Source organism: Paenarthrobacter sp. TRD_SC_7 (genome assembly GCF_056156245.1).
Genome location: NZ_CM149587.1, coordinates 3,638,786 through 3,660,979, shown reverse-complemented (window position 1 = coordinate 3,660,979; position 22,194 = coordinate 3,638,786). Strand labels below are relative to the sequence as shown.

At 62.0% G+C, this 22,194-nt stretch carries 20 protein-coding genes and 1 pseudogene; 14 read left to right on the top strand and 7 right to left on the bottom strand.

The window, feature by feature from the left end; translation table 11 throughout:
• Positions 1 to 20 precede the first annotated feature (20 nt).
• Positions 21 to 173, top strand: coding sequence for a hypothetical protein (locus AC0J5Z_RS17445; protein ID WP_475034722.1), 153 nt, complete (start codon positions 21 to 23; stop codon positions 171 to 173).
• Between the two features lie 28 nt (positions 174 to 201).
• Here the strand turns inward: AC0J5Z_RS17445 and AC0J5Z_RS17440 are convergent, their stop codons facing one another.
• Positions 202 to 2,385: a hypothetical protein gene (locus tag AC0J5Z_RS17440; RefSeq protein WP_475039767.1), complete on the bottom strand. Its 2,184-nt coding sequence runs from the start codon at positions 2,383 to 2,385 to the stop codon at positions 202 to 204.
• A 108-nt stretch (positions 2,386 to 2,493) separates the two neighbouring features.
• A pseudogene (locus AC0J5Z_RS17435) lies at positions 2,494 to 3,342 on the bottom strand (glycoside hydrolase family 43 protein); the annotation flags it as partial.
• A gap of 79 nt (positions 3,343 to 3,421) precedes the next feature.
• On the opposite strand from AC0J5Z_RS17435, the gene AC0J5Z_RS17430 reads away from it, so the two are divergent.
• Positions 3,422 to 4,723: an ABC transporter substrate-binding protein gene (locus tag AC0J5Z_RS17430; protein ID WP_475034720.1), complete on the top strand. Its 1,302-nt coding sequence runs from the start codon at positions 3,422 to 3,424 to the stop codon at positions 4,721 to 4,723.
• 81 nt (positions 4,724 to 4,804) lie between these two features.
• On the opposite strand, the gene AC0J5Z_RS17425 is transcribed toward AC0J5Z_RS17430, so the two are convergent.
• The 5 genes from AC0J5Z_RS17425 to sdhC all read right to left on the bottom strand — a co-directional run bounded on the left by AC0J5Z_RS17425 (position 4,805) and on the right by sdhC (position 9,239).
• On the bottom strand, positions 4,805 to 5,581 hold the full coding sequence (locus tag AC0J5Z_RS17425; RefSeq protein ID WP_475034717.1) for an alpha/beta hydrolase family protein: 777 nt from the start codon (positions 5,579 to 5,581) through the stop codon (positions 4,805 to 4,807).
• Positions 5,582 to 5,697: 116 nt separating this feature from the next.
• The gene (locus AC0J5Z_RS17420) at positions 5,698 to 6,480 is read right to left on the bottom strand and encodes a succinate dehydrogenase iron-sulfur subunit (protein WP_011773975.1); all 783 of its coding nucleotides are present in this window, start codon (positions 6,478 to 6,480) and stop codon (positions 5,698 to 5,700) included.
• Complete coding sequence (sdhA, locus tag AC0J5Z_RS17415; RefSeq protein WP_354512474.1) at positions 6,480 to 8,279, bottom strand: succinate dehydrogenase flavoprotein subunit; 1,800 nt, start codon at positions 8,277 to 8,279, stop codon at positions 6,480 to 6,482. Before sdhA ends, AC0J5Z_RS17420 begins: the two co-directional genes overlap by 1 nt.
• Before the next feature lie 99 nt (positions 8,280 to 8,378).
• A complete protein-coding gene (locus AC0J5Z_RS17410) occupies positions 8,379 to 8,855 on the bottom strand; it encodes a succinate dehydrogenase hydrophobic membrane anchor subunit (RefSeq protein WP_214815049.1) in 477 nt (158 codons plus the stop codon).
• A 3-nt stretch (positions 8,856 to 8,858) separates the two neighbouring features.
• Positions 8,859 to 9,239, bottom strand: coding sequence for a succinate dehydrogenase, cytochrome b556 subunit (gene sdhC, locus AC0J5Z_RS17405; protein WP_011773978.1), 381 nt, complete (start codon positions 9,237 to 9,239; stop codon positions 8,859 to 8,861).
• A gap of 253 nt (positions 9,240 to 9,492) precedes the next feature.
• On the opposite strand from sdhC, the gene AC0J5Z_RS17400 reads away from it, so the two are divergent.
• The 12 genes from AC0J5Z_RS17400 to AC0J5Z_RS17345 all read left to right on the top strand — a co-directional run bounded on the left by AC0J5Z_RS17400 (position 9,493) and on the right by AC0J5Z_RS17345 (position 22,087).
• Positions 9,493 to 10,626 carry a mannose-1-phosphate guanylyltransferase gene (locus AC0J5Z_RS17400; RefSeq protein WP_475034714.1) on the top strand — a complete coding sequence of 378 codons (1,134 nt, stop codon included), beginning with the start codon at positions 9,493 to 9,495 and terminating at the stop codon, positions 10,624 to 10,626.
• 110 nt (positions 10,627 to 10,736) lie between these two features.
• Positions 10,737 to 11,942, top strand: coding sequence for an amidohydrolase (locus AC0J5Z_RS17395; protein ID WP_475034712.1), 1,206 nt, complete (start codon positions 10,737 to 10,739; stop codon positions 11,940 to 11,942).
• 122 nt (positions 11,943 to 12,064) lie between these two features.
• Positions 12,065 to 12,499, top strand: coding sequence for a MarR family winged helix-turn-helix transcriptional regulator (locus AC0J5Z_RS17390; protein WP_475034710.1), 435 nt, complete (start codon positions 12,065 to 12,067; stop codon positions 12,497 to 12,499).
• A 52-nt stretch (positions 12,500 to 12,551) separates the two neighbouring features.
• Complete coding sequence (locus AC0J5Z_RS17385) at positions 12,552 to 12,983, top strand: organic hydroperoxide resistance protein (protein ID WP_475034707.1); 432 nt, start codon at positions 12,552 to 12,554, stop codon at positions 12,981 to 12,983.
• The gene (locus AC0J5Z_RS17380) at positions 12,980 to 13,990 is read left to right on the top strand and encodes an NADP-dependent oxidoreductase (RefSeq protein WP_475034703.1); all 1,011 of its coding nucleotides are present in this window, start codon (positions 12,980 to 12,982) and stop codon (positions 13,988 to 13,990) included. The genes AC0J5Z_RS17385 and AC0J5Z_RS17380 overlap by 4 nt, the downstream gene beginning before the upstream one ends.
• A gap of 245 nt (positions 13,991 to 14,235) precedes the next feature.
• Positions 14,236 to 15,342: a BMP family lipoprotein gene (locus tag AC0J5Z_RS17375; RefSeq protein WP_475034699.1), complete on the top strand. Its 1,107-nt coding sequence runs from the start codon at positions 14,236 to 14,238 to the stop codon at positions 15,340 to 15,342.
• 135 nt (positions 15,343 to 15,477) lie between these two features.
• Positions 15,478 to 16,998 carry an ABC transporter ATP-binding protein gene (locus AC0J5Z_RS17370; RefSeq protein ID WP_475034697.1) on the top strand — a complete coding sequence of 507 codons (1,521 nt, stop codon included), beginning with the start codon at positions 15,478 to 15,480 and terminating at the stop codon, positions 16,996 to 16,998.
• Positions 16,988 to 18,349, top strand: coding sequence for an ABC transporter permease (locus tag AC0J5Z_RS17365; protein ID WP_475034695.1), 1,362 nt, complete (start codon positions 16,988 to 16,990; stop codon positions 18,347 to 18,349). The genes AC0J5Z_RS17370 and AC0J5Z_RS17365 overlap by 11 nt, the downstream gene beginning before the upstream one ends.
• Positions 18,346 to 19,635 (top strand): ABC transporter permease, encoded by a 1,290-nt coding sequence (locus AC0J5Z_RS17360; protein ID WP_475034693.1) that lies wholly within the window; start codon positions 18,346 to 18,348, stop codon positions 19,633 to 19,635. The genes AC0J5Z_RS17365 and AC0J5Z_RS17360 overlap by 4 nt, the downstream gene beginning before the upstream one ends.
• A gap of 2 nt (positions 19,636 to 19,637) precedes the next feature.
• Positions 19,638 to 20,042, top strand: coding sequence for a cytidine deaminase (locus AC0J5Z_RS17355; protein ID WP_475034691.1), 405 nt, complete (start codon positions 19,638 to 19,640; stop codon positions 20,040 to 20,042).
• Positions 20,039 to 21,349 (top strand): thymidine phosphorylase, encoded by a 1,311-nt coding sequence (locus tag AC0J5Z_RS17350; RefSeq protein ID WP_475034689.1) that lies wholly within the window; start codon positions 20,039 to 20,041, stop codon positions 21,347 to 21,349. The genes AC0J5Z_RS17355 and AC0J5Z_RS17350 overlap by 4 nt, the downstream gene beginning before the upstream one ends.
• 87 nt (positions 21,350 to 21,436) lie before the next feature.
• On the top strand, positions 21,437 to 22,087 hold the full coding sequence (locus AC0J5Z_RS17345; protein WP_475034687.1) for a DedA family protein: 651 nt from the start codon (positions 21,437 to 21,439) through the stop codon (positions 22,085 to 22,087).
• Positions 22,088 to 22,194: the final 107 nt, after the last annotated feature.

The following is a 22,194-nucleotide window of genomic DNA, read 5'->3' as shown; positions in this document are numbered from 1 at the left end:
GTTTCTCAACGGAGGCCGCCATGAATAACCAATTGTGGATCGCCTGTCTCCTCGGTGCTGCAGCGGGACTCGTCGTTGGCCAGCTTGTCTTCAACTCGCCCTTCCTGGGCATCCTCATTGGTGTTGGCCTCGGGGCTCTCGTCGGAGCTGCGGTGGGACCCCGCCGCGAATAAGCGGACGGGTCCTATTGCTGCCAAGTTCTTAGGGTGCCTGCACCAGCCCTTCCCAAGTAACAGTCCAGTCGGCCGGAAATCCTGGCGCATGACGGTCCGGTCCGTTGTCCCAGCCGGCGGCCATGAGGGCAACTGCGGCAAGAAGTCCACCATTGCCCGGTAAGTAGAGCGGCAGTGAGTCGGTTTGGCGATTGTGCCCATTGAGGAGGACGGTATTCTTGCCGGCGCCCAGGAGGAGCGCATCCACTGCGGCCTCCGGATCCTCCAGCCGCGCGGCGGTCATGGCCATCACGGCGTAGTCCCAACCCCAGGTGCTGCCCCAGTCCCAGTCGGCCAAAACGTCGGAGAGGGTGGCGCGCATGATGTCGGGATCAATGAGATCGGTCTGCGGGAGGACACCGAGAGCGCACAGCATGGACGGATGGTCGGTACGAATGGTGAACGGTTCGACGTCGATCGCAGCGTACACGCCCTCAATCACCCGCGGCGGCACCATGCCATCCGCCACTTCCGACCATTCCTGCACAGGTTCCAGTCCCAGCCGTTCACGCCACGCGGCCGCCGTCCGCAATCCCCATTGCCAGTAGGCCAGTTCGAACGTGGGGTTGGTGACCTTCGCTCGGATGGAGCCGTAGCTCTCCTGCGCCGGAATCAAGGGAGGGCCGAGCTCAAAACCGCGTGACGCGGGATGCGCGAAGCTGGCCATGAACGCAGCCGATTCGAAGACGATCTCCGCGAATTCCTCCAACACTTCCGGGCTCGGATGGGCGCGGTACACCAGCTCGGCCAAGTGGATCGGGTGTGGCTGTTGCCAGATTAGGAAGGTTCCGATGGGGCTCGGGCTTTCCCGTCCGTCCGGTCCTGCCTGTTTCGGCCAGCGAACGCCGTCGAATCCTTGCGCTTTCGCCGTCTGCCGTGAGGTTTCCAGCACAGTGGAATACCACCGCAAGGAGGGCAGAAGGAGTTCCACTCTGTTCCACTGCGCAAAGTGCGCGGCATGCCACCAGTGCATCTCTAAGTGGAAGCGGCCACGCCACGAATTGCAAACCAGCCCGGTCTCCTGCGGCGGCAACGAACCCGAGCAATTGATCGCGGTCAAGTACTGCGACAGCACAATCCTGCGTTCCAATTCCTTGGCTCGGGGATCATCCGTAGCATCGAGGTCGATCGCCCCTCCTGATGTCCAGAATGCGGGCCAATAGGCTGCGGACGCGTCCTCCACGCTGCGAGCAGGCGAAGGTCCGACGCCGGAATTGGCGTGGGCGTCCGGGCTCGCTGCCTGTGTGGGTCCGGCAAGCCTGTTGTTGCCTCGGGGGATGCAGCCGCCATCCCCGGCGGAAAGGAATGCAATGGAGACATCCATGGTGGTGGCGGCTGAGGCGGGCGCGACCCGGAGCCGGTGCTGCGCAGTCTGTTCAACGGTCAGTTCGTTACCTGCGATGACCACCTGGTAGCGGGAATCGTCCAGCTCGCGTTGGGCTGTCCATGCTGCGGCACCGTCATGCCCATGTGTGGGGAACTTCGGGCCTTCGAGGGAGGTGGTGTGAGATTCCGGGTGGTTCCAGTCCGCGGCGTCATGCCAAGCTTCGGACCCATACGGAAAGTCGACGCCCACAACTAAACCCGCAGCAAGCGCTGCCGACTCCACGCGAATGCCGAGCTCATCACGGTCAGGGTGGCACGCCGTCGTAACTGTGACGGGGTGACCCGCCAGCGTGAAGCGGCTGGTTACTACGCCGGTCCAGAGGTCGAGCGTCTGTTCGGCGTCAGCGATGTCGGCTGGCGTGAGGGGACGTTCCGCGCCGCCCTCCGTCCAACGGAAGCCGATACGCCCCAAATCCAGCCGATGCGCATTTGCCCTGAGCCACGTTTCGGCCAGGGAGGTGGCGATTTCACAGTCGTTCACGATGTCTCCCACCATGTCCACGTAGGGGACGGGGCCACGGGGCGAATCGTAGAGGACGGTGGAGCCCGCGAGGTCGTAGGGCTGAGGCGGTGGAACGGAGTGCCAACCCCACTGCGCCTGAATCCCAAGAAGCGTTCCCGGAGGCAAATCATCACGTGCGCCCACCGGGTAGTCGTTGGGGAACGACTGAAGTCCGGTGAGGTCCACGGTGAAGGCGAATTCGCCATTGCCCACCGAGACCGGGCTTCGCGGGTCCAGGTGCTCCTGCCGGACGTTGTGTCGCTGGACCAATGCTTTGCGATCGATCGCGGGGATGCCAGCTGGGTCGGAGCCAGCTGAAGCCAGGACCACGGTGTCCTCGAGTTCACGGAGCGGGAAGAACGCAGCCCGTTCGTCAGGGCTGTTGTTGGGCTGATGAAGTGTGAGGAACAGGCTTCCGTCCAGCGCCCGGCCGATCATGCCATGCCCGCCATCGGTGCCCCACAGCGGTTCAGCCTCTTGGGTCCATGGCCCCAGCACGGTTCCGGATTCGCTCCGGGCAATGCCCATGGAATAGCCCTGGTCGCCAAAGCTGGACCACAGCATGATGAGCTTGCCGGTGCCAAGTCTGAACAAGAACGGGCCGTCAGTGACATACACAGGGGACTCCCTGTCCCGGACTGACGGGATATCAAGTGCGCGGGCCCATGGTGCTTCGGACGCGCTGAAGAGGAAGATTGGTTGGCCTACGGCTTGCCGCAGGTCCGGGCTGAGGAGCTGGGCCATGATGGTGCCGTCATGGACCTGTTTCCACTCGTGGCAGAACACCATCCACGGTGCGCCTTCGTGGTCAACGTGCAGAGTGCCGTCCAGGCACTCCCAATCGCCGGGAGTGATGGGACCATCGCTCCATGGTTCATAGGGACCTTCCGGCTTGGCGGCAGAAAGTACCTGTGTTCCCCGGGAACGTCCTGGAGCGGTGAACGTCGCAAACATGAAGTAGCGGCCTTGATACTCGTGCACCTCAGGCGCCCAGAATTGCTCCGAGCTCCAGAACCCGTTCGGTGGTCGAAAGGCCTCGATCGGGCCGTCCCACGTCATCAGGTCACTGCTCCGATAGCAGTCGAATCCTGTGGCGGGCCCCGACCAAATGTTCTTGTCGGTGCTTCCGAACAGCAGATATTGCCCGGATTTCGGCAGAGTAACTACGTAGGGATCCCGAATCTGGATCTGGTCCAAGTGGTGGGTCAAAGCGTGCTCCTTTGGGCGGCCCAAATAGTTCATGGTGAAAACTATTGACGAATATACACCGTCTTGATACGTTTCAGGAACCGTTTTCTTGAGTCTGAAAGAAGCTTACCCAATGGCGCGTAAATCTCTTCGAAGTATCCGCAAATCCATAGCATTCTTCACGGCGGTGGGCCTGCTTGGCCTCACTCCAGCGTGTTCCAGCCCGTCATCCAACCAGCCCGAAGACGGCCCTGTAGAGATCCGGTTTTCGTGGTGGGGAAATGCCACCCGTGCCGAACTGACCAACAAGGCCATCAAGGAGTTCGAAGCTGCCAACCCCGACATCAAGGTGAAGCCGGAGTACGGAGACATCGGGGGCTACTTCGACAAGCTGGCTACCCAAGTCGCTGCAAACGACGCCCCTGATGTCATCACTATGGGTGGCGCCTACCCGGCCGAGTACGCCAACCGCGGCGCACTGCTGGACCTCTCCAAAGTTGAAGGGTCCCTCGACCTCTCCAAAATGGACCAGGGAGCACTGGAGAACGGGCAGGTGCAAGGCAAGCAGTACGGTGTCTCCACTGGTGCCAATGCTCTGGCTATCGTAGTGAACCCCGCCGTCTTCCAAGCTGCCGGAGTAGCCCTTCCGGATGACAGCAAGTGGTCCTGGGATGACTTCGCAGAGACAGCCGACGACATCACAGCCAAGAGTCCCAAGGGAAGCTACGGCACCGCCACTGTCCTCACACATGACTCACTGGATGCTTTTGCCCGGCAAAGGGGAGAATCCCTGTACACGAAGGATGGCCAGTTGGGACTTGGCAGGGAAACCGTTCAGGACTACTTCGATTTCTCCGTCAAGCTCAGCGAATCAGGCGCAGCACCCAGCGCCTCCGAAACCGTGGAGAAGCTCAACGTCAGCACCGAGCAGACACTCATGGGTATGGGGCAGGCCGGCATGATGCTCACTTGGACCAACTCCTTGACCGCCCTCAGCAAAGCCTCCGGCGCCGAGCTGAAGCTGCTGAAGTTGCCAGGCGAGACTCCTACACCCGGCATCTGGCTCCAGTCATCGCAGTTCTACACCATCTCGGCCCGCAGCAAGCACACGGATGCGGCCGCCAAGCTGGTCAGCTTCCTGGTGAACAATGAGGCCGCCGCAAAGATCATCCAGAGTGACCGTGGCGTACCCAGCAACTCCGGTATGCGCACGGCCATCCAGGACCTGCTGACACCCCAGGGAAAGGTAGAAGCCGCCTACATCGACCAGATCGGCAAGATGGACTTCGCCCCAACGTTCATCGGTCCCACCGGTTCAACCGCCGTCTCCGAGATCACTGCCCGCATTAACACCGAGGTCCTGTTCAAGAGGCTGACCCCGGAGAAGGCTGCCGAGCAGTGGCTCAATGAAAGCACAGCGGCCATAGGCAAATAGTCACCCATCCAGGTCGCAGCAGAGCGCGTTTTGAGCTATCAGAACGCGCTCTGCTGCTACCCAGTTGGGCCGGCAGGGTCATCAGCCAGCGTCGCGGACCTCAAGGTAGGGGTCCGCCCAGGCGCTGATGATCCGAGCAACCCGTGCTGCCTGGCCCTTCCCGGTAAGGAGATGCTCGCTGCCCTCCAAGGAGATAAAACTCCGGGGGTGCCGGGCAGTACGGAAGATTTCGCTGGCATTGTCTATCCCCACGGTGTTATCGGTGGGAGAGTGCATCACCATCAGCGGCTTGTGGAGGGTACGGATGCAGTCGCGCAGATCAGCGCGTTCCACGTCCTCCACAAAGTGGCGGCGAACCTCCATGGGCCGGCCGCCAAGGTCCACCACTGCGCTGCCGTCACGCAGGATGTCGTCAATCTCGGTGTCGAACATGTGCTCAACATGCTTGGGTTCGTAGGGTGCGCCTACCGTCACAACAGCATTGAGGCCGGGGATGTCGCGGGCTGCGGCCAGCACCGCTGCGCCTCCAAACGAGTGGCCGACCAGGAGTGAGATTCCCCGGCCCTGTTCGCGCATGAAGTCCGCAGCCAGAATCGTATCGGCCACTTTCACGCTAAAAGATCCCGCCGACCATTCACCAGCGGAGCCGCCCAAACCCAGGTTGTCGAAACGCAGCATCCCGACACCTTGCTCGGCGAGTCCCTTGCAGATGCGGGAGGCGGCAGGGCTGTCCTTGCCGAGAGTGAGGCCGTGCGAGTACAAGCCCCAGCCCCGGACGGGACCCTCGGGCACGTCCACGACGCCGGCCAATGTGTCGCCGGTGCTTCCCGTGAAGCTGACCTTCTCAGAGCGTGACACGCTGTCTCCTTGCGTTGTGATGAACGGTTACGGCGGTTGATTAACGACGACGGCGCCACCCACCATCAGTGGTGAGCGGCGCCGTCGTCGTTTGGTTCCTAAGGGGACCGGCGAAACTAGATCTTGCGGGCCAGGATGGCCTGCTTGACCTCGGCGATTGCCTGGGTCACCTGGATGCCACGGGGGCATGCTTCCGAGCAGTTGAAGGTGGTGCGGCAGCGCCACACGCCCTCTTTGTCGTTCAGGATCTCAAGGCGCATGTCGCCGGCGTCATCACGGGAATCGAAGATGAAGCGGTGGGCGTTGACGATCGCAGCCGGACCGAAGTACTGGCCATCGGTCCAGAAGACCGGGCAGGACGAGGTGCAGGCAGCGCACAGGATGCACTTGGTGGTGTCGTCAAAGCGCTCACGGTCCTCAACGGACTGCAGGCGTTCCTTGGTGGGCTCGTGGCCCTTGTTGATGAGGAACGGCATGACTTCGCGGAAGGACTGGAAGAAGGGTTCCATGTCCACGATCAGGTCCTTCTCCACGGGGAGACCCTTGATCGGCTCGACGGTGATGGGCTTGGTGGTGTCCAGGTCCTTCAACAGCGTCTTGCAGGCGAGGCGGTTGCGGCCGTTAATGCGCATGGCATCCGAACCACACACTCCGTGGGCGCAGGAACGACGGAAGGAAACGCTTCCGTCAATCTCCCACTTGACCTTGTGGAGGGCATCCAACACGCGGTCAGTGCCGTACATGGTCAGCTTGTAGTCATCCCAGCGCGCTTCGTCCGAGATTTCGGGATCGTAGCGGCGCACGCGCAGCGTGATGTGGAATGTGGGGATTTCACCGTCGCCGGCAACGCTTGCCGGGAGCTCGATCTTGGAAGCGGGCTCTGCCATTTCGGTCGTCATTAGTACTTACGCTCCATCGGCTCGTAACGGGTGAAGATGACGGGCTTCGTCTCCAGACGGATGCCCGCAACGGATTCCGCCGAGGAGTCGACGGTGACGGAAGTATCCAAGTAGGCCATGGAGTGCTTCATGAACTTCTCGTCATTGCGGTCCGGGAAGTCCTCGCGGTAGTGGCCACCGCGCGACTCTTCACGGTGCAGTGCACCGACGGTCATGACCTTGGCCATGTCCAGCAGGAAGCCCAGTTCCACTGCTTCCAGCAGATCCAGGTTGAAGCGCTTGCCCTTGTCCTGAACGGTGACGTGTTTGTACCGCTCTTCGAAGGATGCGATGTCGCGAAGGACCTGCTCCAGGGATTCCTTGGTACGGAAAACCTGCATGTTAGCGTCCATGGTGTCCTGCAGTTCCTTGCGGATCTGCGCAACACGCTCGGTGCCGTTGCCGGTGAGCAGGCCGTCCAGGATGCCACGCGTCATTGCTTCGGGGTCCTCGGGGAGCTCGACGAAGTCGGCGGTCTTCGAGTACTCCGCAGCGGCAATACCGGCGCGCTTACCGAACACGTTGATGTCCAGGAGGGAGTTGGTGCCGAGACGATTGGAGCCGTGCACGGACACGCAGGCAACTTCACCGGCAGCGTAGAGGCCCGGAACGATCGTGTCGTTGTCCTGCAGCACCTCGGTGGTGATGTTGGTGGGAATGCCACCCATGGCGTAGTGCGCGGTGGGGAACACGGGGACAGGATCGGTGAACGGTTCCACACCAAGGTAGGTGCGGGCGAACTCCGTGATGTCCGGAAGCTTGGCCTCGATGTGTGCGGGCTCAAGGTGGGTCAGGTCCAGGAGGACGTAGTCCTTGTTCGGACCACAGCCGCGGCCTTCACGCACCTCGTTCGCCATGGCCCGGGCCACGATGTCACGGGGTGCAAGGTCCTTGATGGTGGGGGCGTAGCGCTCCATGAAGCGCTCACCTTCGGAGTTACGAAGAATGGCACCTTCACCACGTGCACCCTCGGTGAGGAGGATGCCCAGGCCGGCCAGGCCTGTCGGGTGGAACTGGAAGAACTCCATGTCCTCCAAGGGGATGCCGCGGCGGAACGCGATGCCCATGCCGTCGCCCGTGAGGGTGTGCGCGTTGGACGTGGTCTTGAAGACCTTGCCGGCGCCGCCGGAGGCGAACACCACGGACTTGGCCTGGAAGACGTGCAGTTCACCCGAGGCGAGGTCGTAGGAAACCACGCCGGCAACACGCTTCTGCTTGTACGGGGTTCCGTCTTCGCGTACAGCGTCTTCTTCGACGATCAGCAGGTCAAGGACGTAGTACTCGTTGTAGAACTCAACGTTGTGCTTGACGCAGTTTTGGTACAGCGTCTGCAGGATCATGTGACCCGTACGGTCGGCTGCATAGCAAGCACGGCGGACGGGTGCCTTGCCGTGGTCACGGGTATGGCCACCGAAGCGGCGCTGGTCAATCCGGCCCTCGGGCGTGCGGTTGAACGGCAGACCCATCTTTTCCAGGTCCAGCACGGCGTCGATGGCTTCCTTCGCCATGACCTCGGCTGCGTCCTGGTCAACCAGGTAGTCGCCACCCTTGATGGTGTCAAAGGTGTGCCATTCCCAGTTGTCTTCTTCGACGTTGGCCAGTGCTGCGCACATTCCACCCTGGGCTGCACCGGTGTGCGAGCGGGTGGGGTAGAGCTTGGTCAGTACCGCGGTGCGTGCTCGCTGACCGGATTCGATCGCGGCGCGCATGCCGGCGCCACCTGCACCGACAATGACGACGTCGTACTTATGGACCTGCATACCAGATGCTCTCTCTTTCAAAAATTCAGATGGTCGGCGGAGGCTGCTCCGCTACGTCAGGCGAACCGGCTTACTCCAGGGAGCGGCCGGAAGGCGCCGCTACGGGGCCGGGCAGAAACCGCCAGGCAACTGGACGCCGTCGACGACGGGGCACGGGTTGAAGGTGAAGATCACCAGCGTGCCAAGGATGATGATGACCAGCGTTGCCGCGTAGAGGACCATCTTGAGCCAGAAGCGAGTGGAATCCTTCTCGGCGTAGTCATTGATGATGGTGCGGACGCCGTTGGTGCCGTGCAGCATGGCAAGCCACAGCATGGCAAGGTCCCAGAACTGCCAGAACGGATCGGCCCACTTGCCGGCAACAAAGCCGAAGTCGATTGCGTGGATGCCCTCGCCCACCAGCAGGTTCACGAAGAGGTGGCCGAAGATCAGCACCACCAGGACGATGCCGGAGAGACGCATGAAGAGCCAGGCGATCATCTCGAAGTTGCCACGGCTGGAGCCGGTGCGGTTGTACTTCGGAGCGATTTTTCCGCCACCGATTTTTCCGCTGCGGGGGGATTCGATGGTTGTCATGGCTTAGTGGCCTCCCAGCGCGAGGGAAAGGTGGCGGATGGCGAAGCCGGCGAACGTGACAAGCCACAGCGCAAGCACGACCCACAGCAACTGGCGCTGGTACTTCGCGCCCTTCTTCCAGAAGTCGATGGCGATCACACGCAGGCCGTTGAAGGCATGGAAAATGATCGCGGCGACCAGGCCCGTTTCACCCAGGGCCATGAGGGGGTTCTTGTATGCGCCAATGACGGCGGTGTAGGCCTCAGGGGACACGCGCACCAATGAGGTGTCCAGCACATGGACCAACAAGAAGAAAAAGATCACTACACCTGTAATGCGGTGTCCAACCCAGGACCACATGCCTTCACGGCCGCGGTACAAGGTGCCAGCTGGTTTTGTCGGCACTGATTAAACCTTCCTGCAACACAGCGGCGCTGGCATGGGATCCATGCGGGGGGAACGCCTGCTGCGAGAGCACTCGTAGCTCACGCCTAAATCTAGGCTTCGCTAACAGCATATTCAATTTAGGACGGGCTTCTTTGCTTGTTAATTCCATGTTTCCTGCCCACATTCAGGCGATTTTCGGCAGTGCTTGAGACGAACGCCACACGTGTGTCCTGCTGCGGGGCTTGCGGCCGGCACAGGATAAAGTGTTGCGGTGAGTACAGAAGACGCGAAATACCCGGAATCGCCATTGAACCGCTTCCATGCGGTTATTCCGGCGGGCGGTGTGGGGACCCGGCTGTGGCCACTCTCGCGTGCCGCTGCGCCCAAGTTCCTCCACGACCTGACCGGTTCCGGCAGCACGTTGTTGAGGGCTACCTATGACCGCTTGGAACCGCTGGCGGGTGAGCGGGTCCTTGTTGTCACCGGCGAGGCGCACCGCGCCGCCGTGTGCCGCCAGCTTCCCGAAATAGGGGACGACGAGTTGGTGCTGGAAAGCGAGCCCAAGGACTCCGGTGCCGCCATCGGGCTCGCCGCCGCCATCCTCTACCGTCGCGATCCGGACACCATCATGGGTTCCTTCGCTGCGGACCAGGTCATCAGCCCGGACGATCTTTTCCTGGAGACTGTGCGCGAGGCCATCTTTACTGCGGCCACCGGCAAGATCGTCACCATCGGCATCAAACCGACCCACGCCTCCACCGGATTCGGATACATTCGTTCCGGTGCAGCCCTGAACGTGGACGGGGCCCCGAACGCACTTGCAGTTGCGGAGTTCGTGGAGAAGCCCAGCCAGGAAGTGGCCAACAAATACGTCGAGGCAGGCGACTACGTCTGGAATGCCGGCATGTTCGTTGCTCCGGTGGCGCTCATGCTCAAACACCTCGAAGCCAACCAGCCGGAGCTGTTCAAGGGTCTGCAGGAAATCGCCGAGGCTTGGGACACGCCGCAGCGCTCGGAAGTGACATCCCGTGTGTGGCCCACGTTGCCGAAAATCGCCATCGATTACGCAGTGGCGGAGCCCGCAGCGGAAGCCGGTGACGTCGCCGTCGTGCCTGGTACTTTCCGTTGGGACGACGTTGGCGACTTTGCCGCGATCGGCCGCCTCAACAATGCTGGCGACGTCGATGAAGTAACGGTGCTTGGCGAGGGCGCACGGGTGTTCGCGGAGAATGCCAGCGGCGTGGTGGTTTCCGATACCAAGCGCGTCATTGCCCTGATCGGAATCAAGGACGTGGTCATTGTGGACACGCCGGACGCATTGCTTGTCACTACCAAGGAACACGCCCAGCTGGTCAAGGGCACTGTTGACGCCCTGAAAGCCAGCGGCGATACGGACGTGCTGTAGCGCACCTGCTTATACCGTGAGCCACCTCTTTGGTTGTCCTGCGTCTGAACGCAGCGTAACCAAGAGGTGGCTTTCGTTCTTCGGGTGCCGCGCATGGCTAGAGTTGTGACGTGCGCAATTACACGACTGAAACCGAGCCCGCTCCCGTTGTGAGTCCTTGGGTTGATGAACTGCTTCCCGGACTTATCGAGTTCCGGCGCGACCTCCATGCGCACCCGGAGCTGTCCTTCAAGGAATTCCGCACCACGGACAAGCTCGTGGAGCGGCTTGAAGCAGCCGGACTGAAGCCGCGGCGGTTGGAGGAGACCGGGCTGACGGTTGACGTGGGCGAGGGCCCTATTGCCACGGCCCTCCGCGGGGACATCGACGCATTGCCGATCATTGAGGAAACCGGCCTGCCGTTCGCGTCGAAGAACCATGGCGTTACCCATGCTTGCGGGCACGACGTCCACACCACTGCCATGCTAGGCATCGCCTTGACGCTGCAGCGGATGCATAAGAACAATCCGTTGGGTGGCACGGTCCGGATCATCTTCCAGCCGGCCGAAGAAACCATGCCGGGCGGCGCATTGTCCTGCATCGAGCAGGGCGTGCTTGAAGGTGTGCCGCGTATCCTGGCGTTGCACTGTGATCCCCGGATCAACGTGGGCCAGATCGGCACGCGCATCGGTGCCATTACCTCCGCTTCTGACACCATCAAGATCGAGCTTTCCGGCCGCGGCGGGCACACATCACGGCCGCACCTGACCGAGGACCTCGTCTTCGCACTGGCGCAAATAGCGGTCAACGTGCCGGCTGTCCTTTCCCGCCGGGTGGACGTCCGCAGCGGCGTGTCGGTGGTGTGGGGCCAGATTTCAGCAGGCTCCGCACCGAACGCCATCCCGGGTGTCGGTTACATGGCCGGCACAATGCGTTGCCTCGATCGGGATGCCTGGCATAGCGCGGGCGAGTTGCTGGACGACGTCGTGAGGCAGGTTGCCGCGCCCTACGGCGTGGACGTCCGCCTTGAACACACCCGTGGCGTGCCGCCCGTTGTGAACTCCGAGCATGAGACGGCCCTCATCGAAGCCTCTGCCCGGGCTGAGTTGGGTGAGAACGCAGTTGTCCTCACTCCGCAGTCCATGGGTGGCGAGGACTTCGCCTGGTTCCTGGCCGACATTCCAGGGGCCATGATGCGCCTGGGCACGCACACTCCCGGCGGCGAAGAATACGACCTCCACCGCGGCGACTTCATCGTTGACGAACGCGCGCTCGGCTACGCCATCCGGGTCCTGACGGCAGCAGCCCTCCGCACGGTTCGCGATCTCGAGCAGTAAACCCAACTGAGTCGCATTTAAGCGCGTTCTGACAGCCCAAAAGGCGCTTAAGTGCGACTCAGTTGGGTACGAACAGTCGAGATAGGTTGTGCACAATTGAATTGTGCACTATCGTTTTATCCATGAGTGATGCCCCCCGCCTCCGCCACCAGGTTTGCTTTGCGCTGTACTCGGCGTCCAAGGCGGCGACGGCGGTCTACCGCCCCGTGCTGGAAGACCTCGGCCTGACGTACCCGCAGTATCTGGTGATGCTGGTCCTCTGGGAGCAGGAACCGCGGAGCGTCCGTGAACTCGGTGCGGAACTTGGCCTCGACTCGGGAACCTTGTCGCCCCTGCTCAAGCGCCTGGAGGCCATGGGGCTCGTGGAACGCCACCGCTCGGCAGAGGACGAGCGCCGGGTAGATGTCGTTCTGACCGACGCCGGCACCGACTTGAGTGCCCGTGCCCAGGCTGTGCCCCAGCGTCTCGCTGACGCCGCCGGCCTATCGCCCGATGAGATCGAGCAGCTACATGCCACGCTCGGCAAGCTCACGGCAGCGCTGAACAGCTCACTCTGACAGACCCCCGGAGAACCCCGGGACATCCATTCCCAAAGAGAACGGAAACACCATGAAGACTCTTTACACTGCCGAGGCACTGGCATCCGGCGAAGGCCGCGATGGCAACGCCCGCACCAACGACGGCAAACTGGACGTCGCCCTCGCCAGCCCTGTAGAGCTCGGAGGAAACGGGGAAGGAACCAACCCGGAGCAGCTTTTCGCTGCCGGCTACGCTGCCTGCTTCCACTCCGCGCTGCGTTTGGTCGGACGCAAGGAGCGCGCCGACCTCAGCGATTCGGCCGTTGCCGCCAAGATCCACTTCGGTGCCTTGACGGACAGTGAAGGCTACGGCCTCGCTGCGGAACTCGAAATCGCCCTGCCCGCCCTGGACCGCGACACCGCAGAACAGTTGATGGCCAAGGCGCACCAGATCTGCCCCTATTCCAACGCAACACGCGGCAACATGGCCGTAGACATCAAGCTCGTGGAGTTCGCAGCATGAGCGCCACGACTGAAACCCGCGAAATCCACCTTGCCTCGCGCCCGGTAGGCCGGCCCACTCCAGAGAACTTCCGGCTGGAAAAAGCCGCGCTGCCGGAGCTTGCTGAGGGCCAGGTCCTGGTGAAGAACCAGTTCATGTCCGTGGATCCCTATATGCGCGGCCGCATGAATGACGTCAAGTCGTACTCGGCGCCGTTCCGCCTTGATGCAGCGCTCGACGGCGGTGCGGTAGGTGAGGTGATCGCGTCACGTTCGGACGCGCACAAGGTGGGTGACGTCGTCGTGCATCAACTCGGTTGGCGGGAGCATGCGGTGGTGGACGCCACGGCGACGACGCCCGTCCCGTCGGGCCTGGCCCCCACCTCCGCGTTCCTCGGCGCTCTGGGCATGACGGGCCTGACCGCCTACGCCGGTTTGCTGAAGGTCGCTGAGTTCAAGGAAGGCGACGTGGTGTTCGTGTCCGGAGCGGCAGGTGCCGTCGGCTCGATGGTTGGCCAGATCGCCAAGGCCATGGGCGCTTCCACGGTCATCGGCAGTGCCGGTTCGCCGGAGAAGGTTGCCCGCTTGCTGGAACTCGGCTTCGACGCCGCCTTCAACTACAACGATGCTCCGGTGCTGGACCAGCTCCGTGAAGCAGCGGGGGAGCGCGGCATCGACGTGTACTTCGACAACGTCGGTGGCGAACACCTTGAAGCTGCATTGGCCACGCTCACCGTGGGTGGCCGTGTAGCCATGTGCGGCGCCATTGCCCAGTACAACTCCACGGAGCCCGCAGTGGCGCCCCGGAACCTGGCAGTGGCCATCGGCAAGCAGCTCACGCTGCGCGGATTCCTGGTGGGCGGACAGCGACAGCACGCCGCCGAGTTCGCGCAGAAGATGGCCGGCTGGCTGGCCGATGGGTCCGTCAGCTACGACGAAACAATCGTGGATGGACTGGAGAATGCACCGCAGGCATTCATGGACCTGTTGGACGGCGCGAACACGGGAAAGATGCTCGTACGCCTCTAAGCCACAGGTGAAACGCGTGTGACTTGCGCACCCGGCTACTGCTTGGTAACAAAAGGTCAACAATCTGACCTGGAGTGATCATTTGTGGTAGCTGGGTGTGTTTCAGGCCACTAGTGTTGGTTTCATCAATGCGCTTCGGCGCAGCTGCGAGCATCAGTGAAAACAGAATTTCTGCCTCAGGTATAGGAAACGGACACTCATTGACCATCCGTCGTAGCGCCAATCACTTTCTTCCTGGAGGAAAATTGAAGAAACCACTGCGTGCCACCCTGAAGCGCGGTTCAATGGCCGGTGTTGCCACTCTCGGTGCAGCAGCGCTCCTGCTGACCAGCTGCGGCCAAGCTCCCGACGCCGGATCCGGCGCGGCGACCAAGAGTGACTTTACCGGCTGCATCGTGTCGGACTCCGGCGGATTCGATGACCAGTCCTTCAACCAGTCCTCGTTCGAAGGCCTCAAGAAGGCAGAGACTGATTTGGGCATCACGGTAAAGTCGGCCGAATCGAAGGCCAACAGCGACTTCGAAACCAACCTCAACGGCATGATCTCCGCCGGCTGTAACCTCACTGTCACCGTTGGCTTCCTTTTGGGCGATGCCACTAAGGCCGCCGCCGAGAAGAACACCGACAAGCACTTCGCGATCGTCGACTACACCTACGAGACTCCGATCGCCAACGTCAAGCCGATCGTCTATGACACGGCACAGGCGGCATACCTGGCAGGCTACGCAGCTGCCGCAACGTCCAAGACCGGCAAGGTGGGTACCTTCGGAGGCATCAAGATCCCGACGGTTACCATCTTCATGGACGGCTTCTACGACGGCGTACAGGCCTACAACAAGGCCAAGGGCAAGTCCGTCCAGGTTGTTGGCTGGGACAAGAACACCCAGGACGGTTCGTTCACGGGCGACTTCGAGAAGCAGGACACCGGCAAGCAGGTCACCATCAACCTGCTGGACCAGGGCGCGGACATCATCATGCCCGTAGCCGGACCGGTTGGTAAGGGTGCAGGTGCTGCTTTGAAGGAAGCCAAGGCTGCCGGCAAGGACGTCAAGCTCATCTGGGTTGACTCCGATGGCTACCTGACTGCTCCCGAGTACAAGGACCTGATGCTGACCTCCGTGGTCAAGCAGATGGGCGAAGCTGTTGAAGCCGTGGTGAAGGACGACACGGAAGGCAAGTTCAACAACGAAGCCTACGTAGGAACGTTGGAGAACGATGGCGTTGCCCTCGCTCCGTTCCACGATCTTGACTCCGCCGTCACCGCTGAAACCAAGTCCGAGCTCGATGCCCTGAAGGCCGACATCGTCTCCGGCAAGCTGGTTGTCGAATCGGCAGCGAGCCCCAAGAAGTAAATCAATTCCTGGACGCGCCGCCAGTACCGAGTCCCGGTACTGGCGGCGCGTTTTTGCCCTGACTACGCTGGGCCTCAAAGCCAGTGGCTTTGGTGCAATACAGCCGTCCCTCGGACTCACAGAACGGTGGGAGTTGTGAAACTCGAATTGAAGGGGATCTCGAAAGCCTTCGGGACCTTCTACGCCAACCAAGACATCGACCTCGTGGTCGAATCCGGCCAGATCCATTGCCTCCTCGGTGAAAATGGTGCCGGCAAATCAACCCTCATGAACGTGCTGTACGGGCTGTACGAGCCAACAGCCGGCCAGATCCTGGTAGATGACCATCCGGTCAGTTTCCGTGGACCGGGTGACGCGATGGCGGCCGGCATCGGCATGGTGCACCAGCACTTCATGCTGGTCCCCGTCTTTACAGTGGCGGAAAACGTTGCCCTCGGCGCGGAACCGACCACGTTCGGGGGGGTGCTCAGCATCGACGAAACCCGGAAGAAAATCCGGGAGATTTCCGATCAATACGGCTTCGACGTCGATCCCGACGCCCTGGTGGAGGACCTCCCCGTGGGCGTGCAACAGCGCGTCGAGATCATCAAGGCGCTGGTGCGTGAAGCGAAAGTCCTCATTTTGGACGAGCCCACCGCGGTTCTGACGCCTCAGGAGACCGATGAACTCCTGGACATCATGCGGCAACTCAAAGCCGGCGGCACGTCCATCGTCTTCATCTCGCACAAGCTGCGCGAAGTGAAGGCTGTCTCGGACGTCATCACCGTCATCCGCCGCGGCAAGGTGGTCGGAGATGCGCCTCCCACTGCGTCAGCCACTGAACTGGCTTCCATGATGGTGGGCCGCCCGGTGAGCCTGAGTCTGAACAAAGCTCCCGCGCAGCCAAAAGAAACCACGTTCGTGGTGGAAAACCTGACGGTCCGCGCGGCCAACGGCACCAACGTGGTGGACGGGATCAGCTTCGACATCGCCCAAGGCGAGATCCTCGCCGTCGCCGGTGTTCAAGGCAATGGCCAGACAGAACTGACCGAGGCAATCCTGGGCATTCAGGAACACGTGACCGGTTCCGTGACCCTGGACGGCAAGCAGCTGCTGGGTCTTCCCGTGAAGGATGTCCTGCGTTCCGGCGTCGGTTTTGTGCCGGAGGACCGCTCGGTGGACGGGCTGGTCGGTCCGTTCTCCGTGGCAGAAAATCTGGTCCTGGACCTGTATGACCAACCACCGTTTGCAAGCGGCATCAGCATGAAGCGTGCAAAGGTTGAGGAGCACGCGAAGGCCAAGATTGACGAATTTGATATCCGTACGCCCTCCGCGGCATCGGCTGCCGGAACGTTGTCCGGCGGCAACCAGCAGAAAGTGGTCATGGCCAGGGAACTGTCCAGGCCCTTGCGATTGTTTATAGCGAGCCAGCCCACACGCGGCGTGGACGTCGGCTCCATCGAATTCCTGCACAAGCGCATCGTTGCCGAGCGTGACGTTGGAACGCCGGTCATGATCGTTTCCACTGAGCTTGATGAAGTCATTGAGCTCGCAGACAGGATTGCCGTGCTCTACAAGGGCAAACTCGTGGGCATTGTCCCTTCGGGAACGCCACGGGACACCCTCGGCTTGATGATGGCCGGCGTCGGCCCGGAAGGAGCCTCCGATGACAAATAACGACCAGCCACGAAACGGAAAGTCCAGCGAAGACCAGACGCCGGAGGTATCCACGTCGGAAGTACGCGCAGCAGACGTTGCATTGGATACTGCCGGCGGAACGCTTGAACCGTCCATCGTTCCGGTGTCTTCCCAGAGCGGAGACCCGGGCCATCACCAAGGTAGTCTTGCGCGCCGGATCGTCATGGGCAGCGGCTTCGTGTCAGTCCTGGCCGTTATCGTGGCCCTCTTCCTGGGCGGCCTGCTGATCGCCAGCACGGACGCCCAGGTTGCCAAAACCGCAGGCTACTTGTTCGCACGCCCCACGGACTTCCTGAGCGCATTGTGGACAGCCATGACCGAGAGCTACGTTGCACTCTTCCAGGGCTCAGTCTTCAATCCCCGGCAAGGTTTCCAGCCCCTGCTGGAAACCTTGACCGTGGCCACCCCGCTTATTTGCGCCGGCCTTGGGGTTGCCTTGGCATTCCGCGCAGGCCTGTTCAACATCGGTGCCCAGGGACAAATCATCATCAGCGCCACACTCGCGGCTTATGTCGGGTTCGCCTGGCACCTGCCGTTCGGGCTGCACCTGCTGGTGGTCATCATCATGGGTGTCCTTGGTGGTGCTGCCTGGGGTGCGATTGTGGGCATCCTCAAAGCACGGACGGGTGCGCATGAGGTCATCGTGACGATCATGCTGAACTACGTGGCACTGTTCCTGCTCGACTTCCTCCTGAACACTGCTGCGTTCCGGCGTCCGGGGGATAACAGCCCCATCTCGCCACGCCTCGACGAATCGGCAACGTATCCCGTCCTTATCCCGGGCTCCCGGCTTCACCTGGGCTTCCTGGTGGCAATAGCACTGACCTACGGCGTGTGGTGGATGCTGAACCGCTCCACCATTGGTTTTGAGTTCCGTGCCGTTGGTGCCAACCCGGTTGCCGCACGCACGGCCGGCATCAAGGTATCCCGCGCCACGATCCTGGCCATGGCTTTCGCAGGAGCCCTCGCCGCGTTTGGCGGCGTGGCCCAGGTGGCGGGCACCGAAAAGGTACTGACCGGGGGCGTCGCAGCCCAGATCGGCTTCGATGCCATCACGGTTGCCTTGCTGGGCCGCAGTACCCCGTGGGGAACGTTCTTCGCAGGCCTGTTGTTCGGCGCGTTCCGTGCAGGAGCCGTCCAAATGCAGATCCAAACGGGTACGCCCATCGACATCGTGCTGGTGGTGCAATCACTGATCGTCCTGTTCATCGCCGCACCGCCCCTCATCCGGTCGATCTTCCGGCTTGAGCCCAAGAAGAAGACCAAGAACAAGACACCGAAGGCGGCCCCGAAAGCTGCCCTTGCCAACGCCTCCGGAGGTGCCAAGTGAGCGCGACAACCACCGCTCCGAAGTCGGGTTCAACGGCCCTGCCGGCGTTCCGGCCATCCATGAAAGTCCCGCTCTCGCTCGGCATCCTTGCGCTCATAGCCTTGGTCTTCTTCGGCTTCCTTGGGCCGGACCGGACAGCCGAGATGAAGATCAGCGACGCCGGCGACGCTGTTGCCGTTCCTGCCCTGATGATTCCGGGACAAGTGGGCGGCATTGTCCTCGGCATCCTGCTGCTCGCCATGGCCGCGTATTCGATCTACCTCTGGACGCAAGGCGGGCGGTCACCCAGGTGGCTACCCATTGCCTTTGCCGTGGTATTCGTTTTCGCCTTGCTTGTTTGGATCGTCGCAGGCGCCCGCCAACCCTCCATCTCGCTGGCCGGCCTCGTGGCCGGTTCGGTAACGCTTGCAGTGCCGCTGGTTTTCGGCTCGCTGTCCGGTGTGCTGTGTGAGCGCGTGGGCGTGGTGAACATCGCCATCGAAGGCCAGCTTTTGGGCGGGGCGTTCACTGCTGCATTGGTGGCCACCATGACGGGTAGCCCCTACATCGGCCTGATCGCAGCCGCTGCTGCAGGCGCGGCGGTGTCCATGGTCCTGGCCGTGTTCAGCATCAAGTACCTGGTCAACCAGATCATCGTTGGCGTGGTCCTGAACGTGTTGGTCTCCGGCCTCACGGGCTTCCTGTACGGCACGCTGATGGTCCCCAACAAGGAACAGTTCAACACTCCGGGACGGTTGGACATCCTGCCGATCCCGCTGCTTTCGGACATCCCCATCATCGGGCCAATCCTGTTCGAGCAGTCCATCGCGGGCTACCTCATGTACATTGCGGTGGCCGTGGTGTGGTTCGGCTTGTTCAAGACCCGTTGGGGCCTGCGTGTCCGCGCCGTCGGCGAACACCCGCAGGCTGCCGACACGTTGGGCATCAATGTCAACGCGACCCGCTTCTGGAACGTCACCTTGGGGGGTGCCATTGCGGGCATCGGCGGTGCTGTGTTCACACTGGTGACAATCGACTCCTTCACCAAGGACATCTCCGGTGGCCGTGGCTTCATCGCCTTGGCCGCCCTGATCTTTGGCCGTTGGAACCCGATCGGCGCCTTCCTTGCCTCGCTGCTGTTCGGCTTCGCCTACAACCTGCAGTCCATCCTGGGCATCATCGGTACCCCTGTTCCCAGCCAGTTCATGGCCATGCTGCCGTACCTGGTGACCATCTTCGCCGTCGCCGGTTTGGTAGGTAAGTCGCGGCCACCTGCTGCAAGCGGCATACCGTACGTGAAGGGTTGACGATGCCAGCGGAAGATATCGACTGGCATGCGCTGGAGGATGCGGCAAAGCTGGCCATGCAACGGGCTTACGCGCCGTACTCCAAGTTCCCGGTGGGGGCTGCGGCCCTCACCGAGGACGGCAGGATTGTCAGCGGCTGCAACGTAGAGAATGCCAGCTACGGGCTGACCCTCTGCGCCGAATGTGCACTTGTTGGGCAACTCCACATGACAGGAGGCGGCAGGATCGCCGCGTTCTACTGCGTGGACGGCCAAGGCAACATCCTCATGCCGTGCGGGCGTTGCCGCCAATTGCTCTACGAATTCAGGGCACCCGGAATGCAGCTCATGACAACTCAGGGAATCAAATCCATGGACCAGGTGCTGCCTGACGCCTTTGGTCCCGAAAATCTGGAGGAAACCACGTGACCAGCACTGAAGCGTTCGACGCCGTCCAGGTCATTTCCATCAAGCGGGACAAGGGTACGCTCACTCCCGAGCAGATCGACTGGACCATTGATGCCTACACCCGCGGCGTGATCGCCGAGGAACAGATGGCGGCACTGAACATGGCCATCCTGCTCAACGGTATGGACCGCGCCGAAATTTCGCGCTGGACATCGGCGATGATCGCCTCGGGCGAGCGGATGGACTTTTCATCCCTGACAAGGCCCGACGGCGGCCGGAAGGCTACCAGCGACAAGCACTCCACCGGTGGGGTGGGGGATAAGATCACGCTGCCGCTGGCGCCGCTGGTGGCCGTGTTCGGCGTCGCGGTTCCGCAGCTTTCGGGACGCGGCCTCGGCCACACCGGCGGGACGCTTGACAAGCTTGAGGCCATTCCCGGATGGCGGGCCAACCTGAGCAATGACGAAATCATGGCTCAGCTTCAGGACGTAGGCGCGGTCATCTGTGCCGCAGGTTCAGGGCTCGCTCCGGCGGACAAGAAGCTTTATGCCTTGCGCGATGTCACAGGAACAGTGGAAGCCATTCCGCTGATTGCTTCTTCGATCATGAGCAAGAAAATTGCTGAGGGAACAGGCTCCTTGGTGCTGGACGTCAAAGTGGGTTCCGGCGCCTTCATGAAGGACGAAGCCCGGGCCCGGGAGCTTGCCGAGACCATGGTGGCCTTGGGCAAGGACGCCGGCGTTCACACCGTCGCGTTGATCACGGACATGTCCACGCCGCTTGGTTTGACCGCCGGCAACGCCATTGAGGTGGAGGAATCCGTAGAGGTCCTTGCCGGCGGCGGTCCGGAAGACGTCGTCGAACTGACCGTTCGCCTGGCCGAGGAGATGCTGGCCGGTGCCGGCATCCACGACGCCGATCCCGCCGCCGCCCTCAAGGACGGGCGCGCCATGGACGTATGGAACCGGATGATCGAAGCCCAGGGTGGAGATCCCCGGGCCGCCCTTCCGGTGGCGAAGGAATCCGAGGTTGTTTACGCTCCGGCGGACGGCGTCCTGGTGGAATTGGACGCGCTTTCCGTGGGCGTTGCGGCATGGCGCCTAGGTGCTGGCCGTGCCCGCAAGGAAGACCAGGTTCAAGCCGGTGCCGGAGTGCGGCTGCACGCCAAGCCCGGTGCCCTGGTCCGTGCGGGAGAGCCGTTGATGACACTTCTGACGGACACCCCGGAGAAGTTTGGACGGGCCAAGGAAGCACTCCGGAATGCCGTCGTGATTGCTCCTGAAGGGTCACGCCCTGCGCATCAGCTGATCATCGACCGCATCGCATAGGCTTAAGTGTTCCGGGCTGTTTCCAGGAACAGCCCGGAACATTAGTCATCCGGCGCCTGTGGGGGAGCCGGCTACCGTGAGGAAACCGTGCAGGGCATCAACGATTTCATCCTCGCCGCGGCGGAGCAGCCGTGGGTGTTGGCCTTGGTGCTGGCCTGCTGCGTGATTGATGGTTTCTTTCCCCCCATCCCCAGTGAATCGGTGGTAGTAGGCCTGAGTGCCGTTTCCGGCAGCAGCGGCTCGCCCAACGTCTGGTTGCTGGGCCTGATGGCAGCCATCGGCGCGTTCTCCGGGGATAACATCGCCTACATCATTGGACACCGCATCGGCATCCAACGGTGGCGATGGATGCGCACCCAGCGGATGCAGGGCGCCTTTCGTTGGGCGGGCAAGGAACTTCGACGCCGGTCGGCCTCGCTCATCATGGTGGCCCGGTTCATCCCCATCGGCAGGGTGGCCGTTAATTTGACGGCCGGTGCCACGCACTTCAACCACAGCAAATTCGTAGCCCTCACCGCCATGTCGGCCGTCCTGTGGGCGACGTATTCGGTGATCCTTGGGTACTTCTTCGGCGTCTGGTTCGAGGACAACCACCTGCTGGGTGCCGCTATAGCCATCGTGGTGGCCGTGATCCTTGGGATCATCATCGATCGCATCATCAGCAAAGTCCGGGGATCAGTGCCGCTGGACGGTAAAAACATCCCTGAAGAAGACGCCCCGACTCCACCCACGGTATGACGCCCATGGCCCCGGAAGATCAGTCCGGCGGCTGACGACGCCAAGCTCATCAAACCGATAGCGTTAAACGCGTGATCCCAGGGCTGGGGCGTAGCGAACGACGTCCC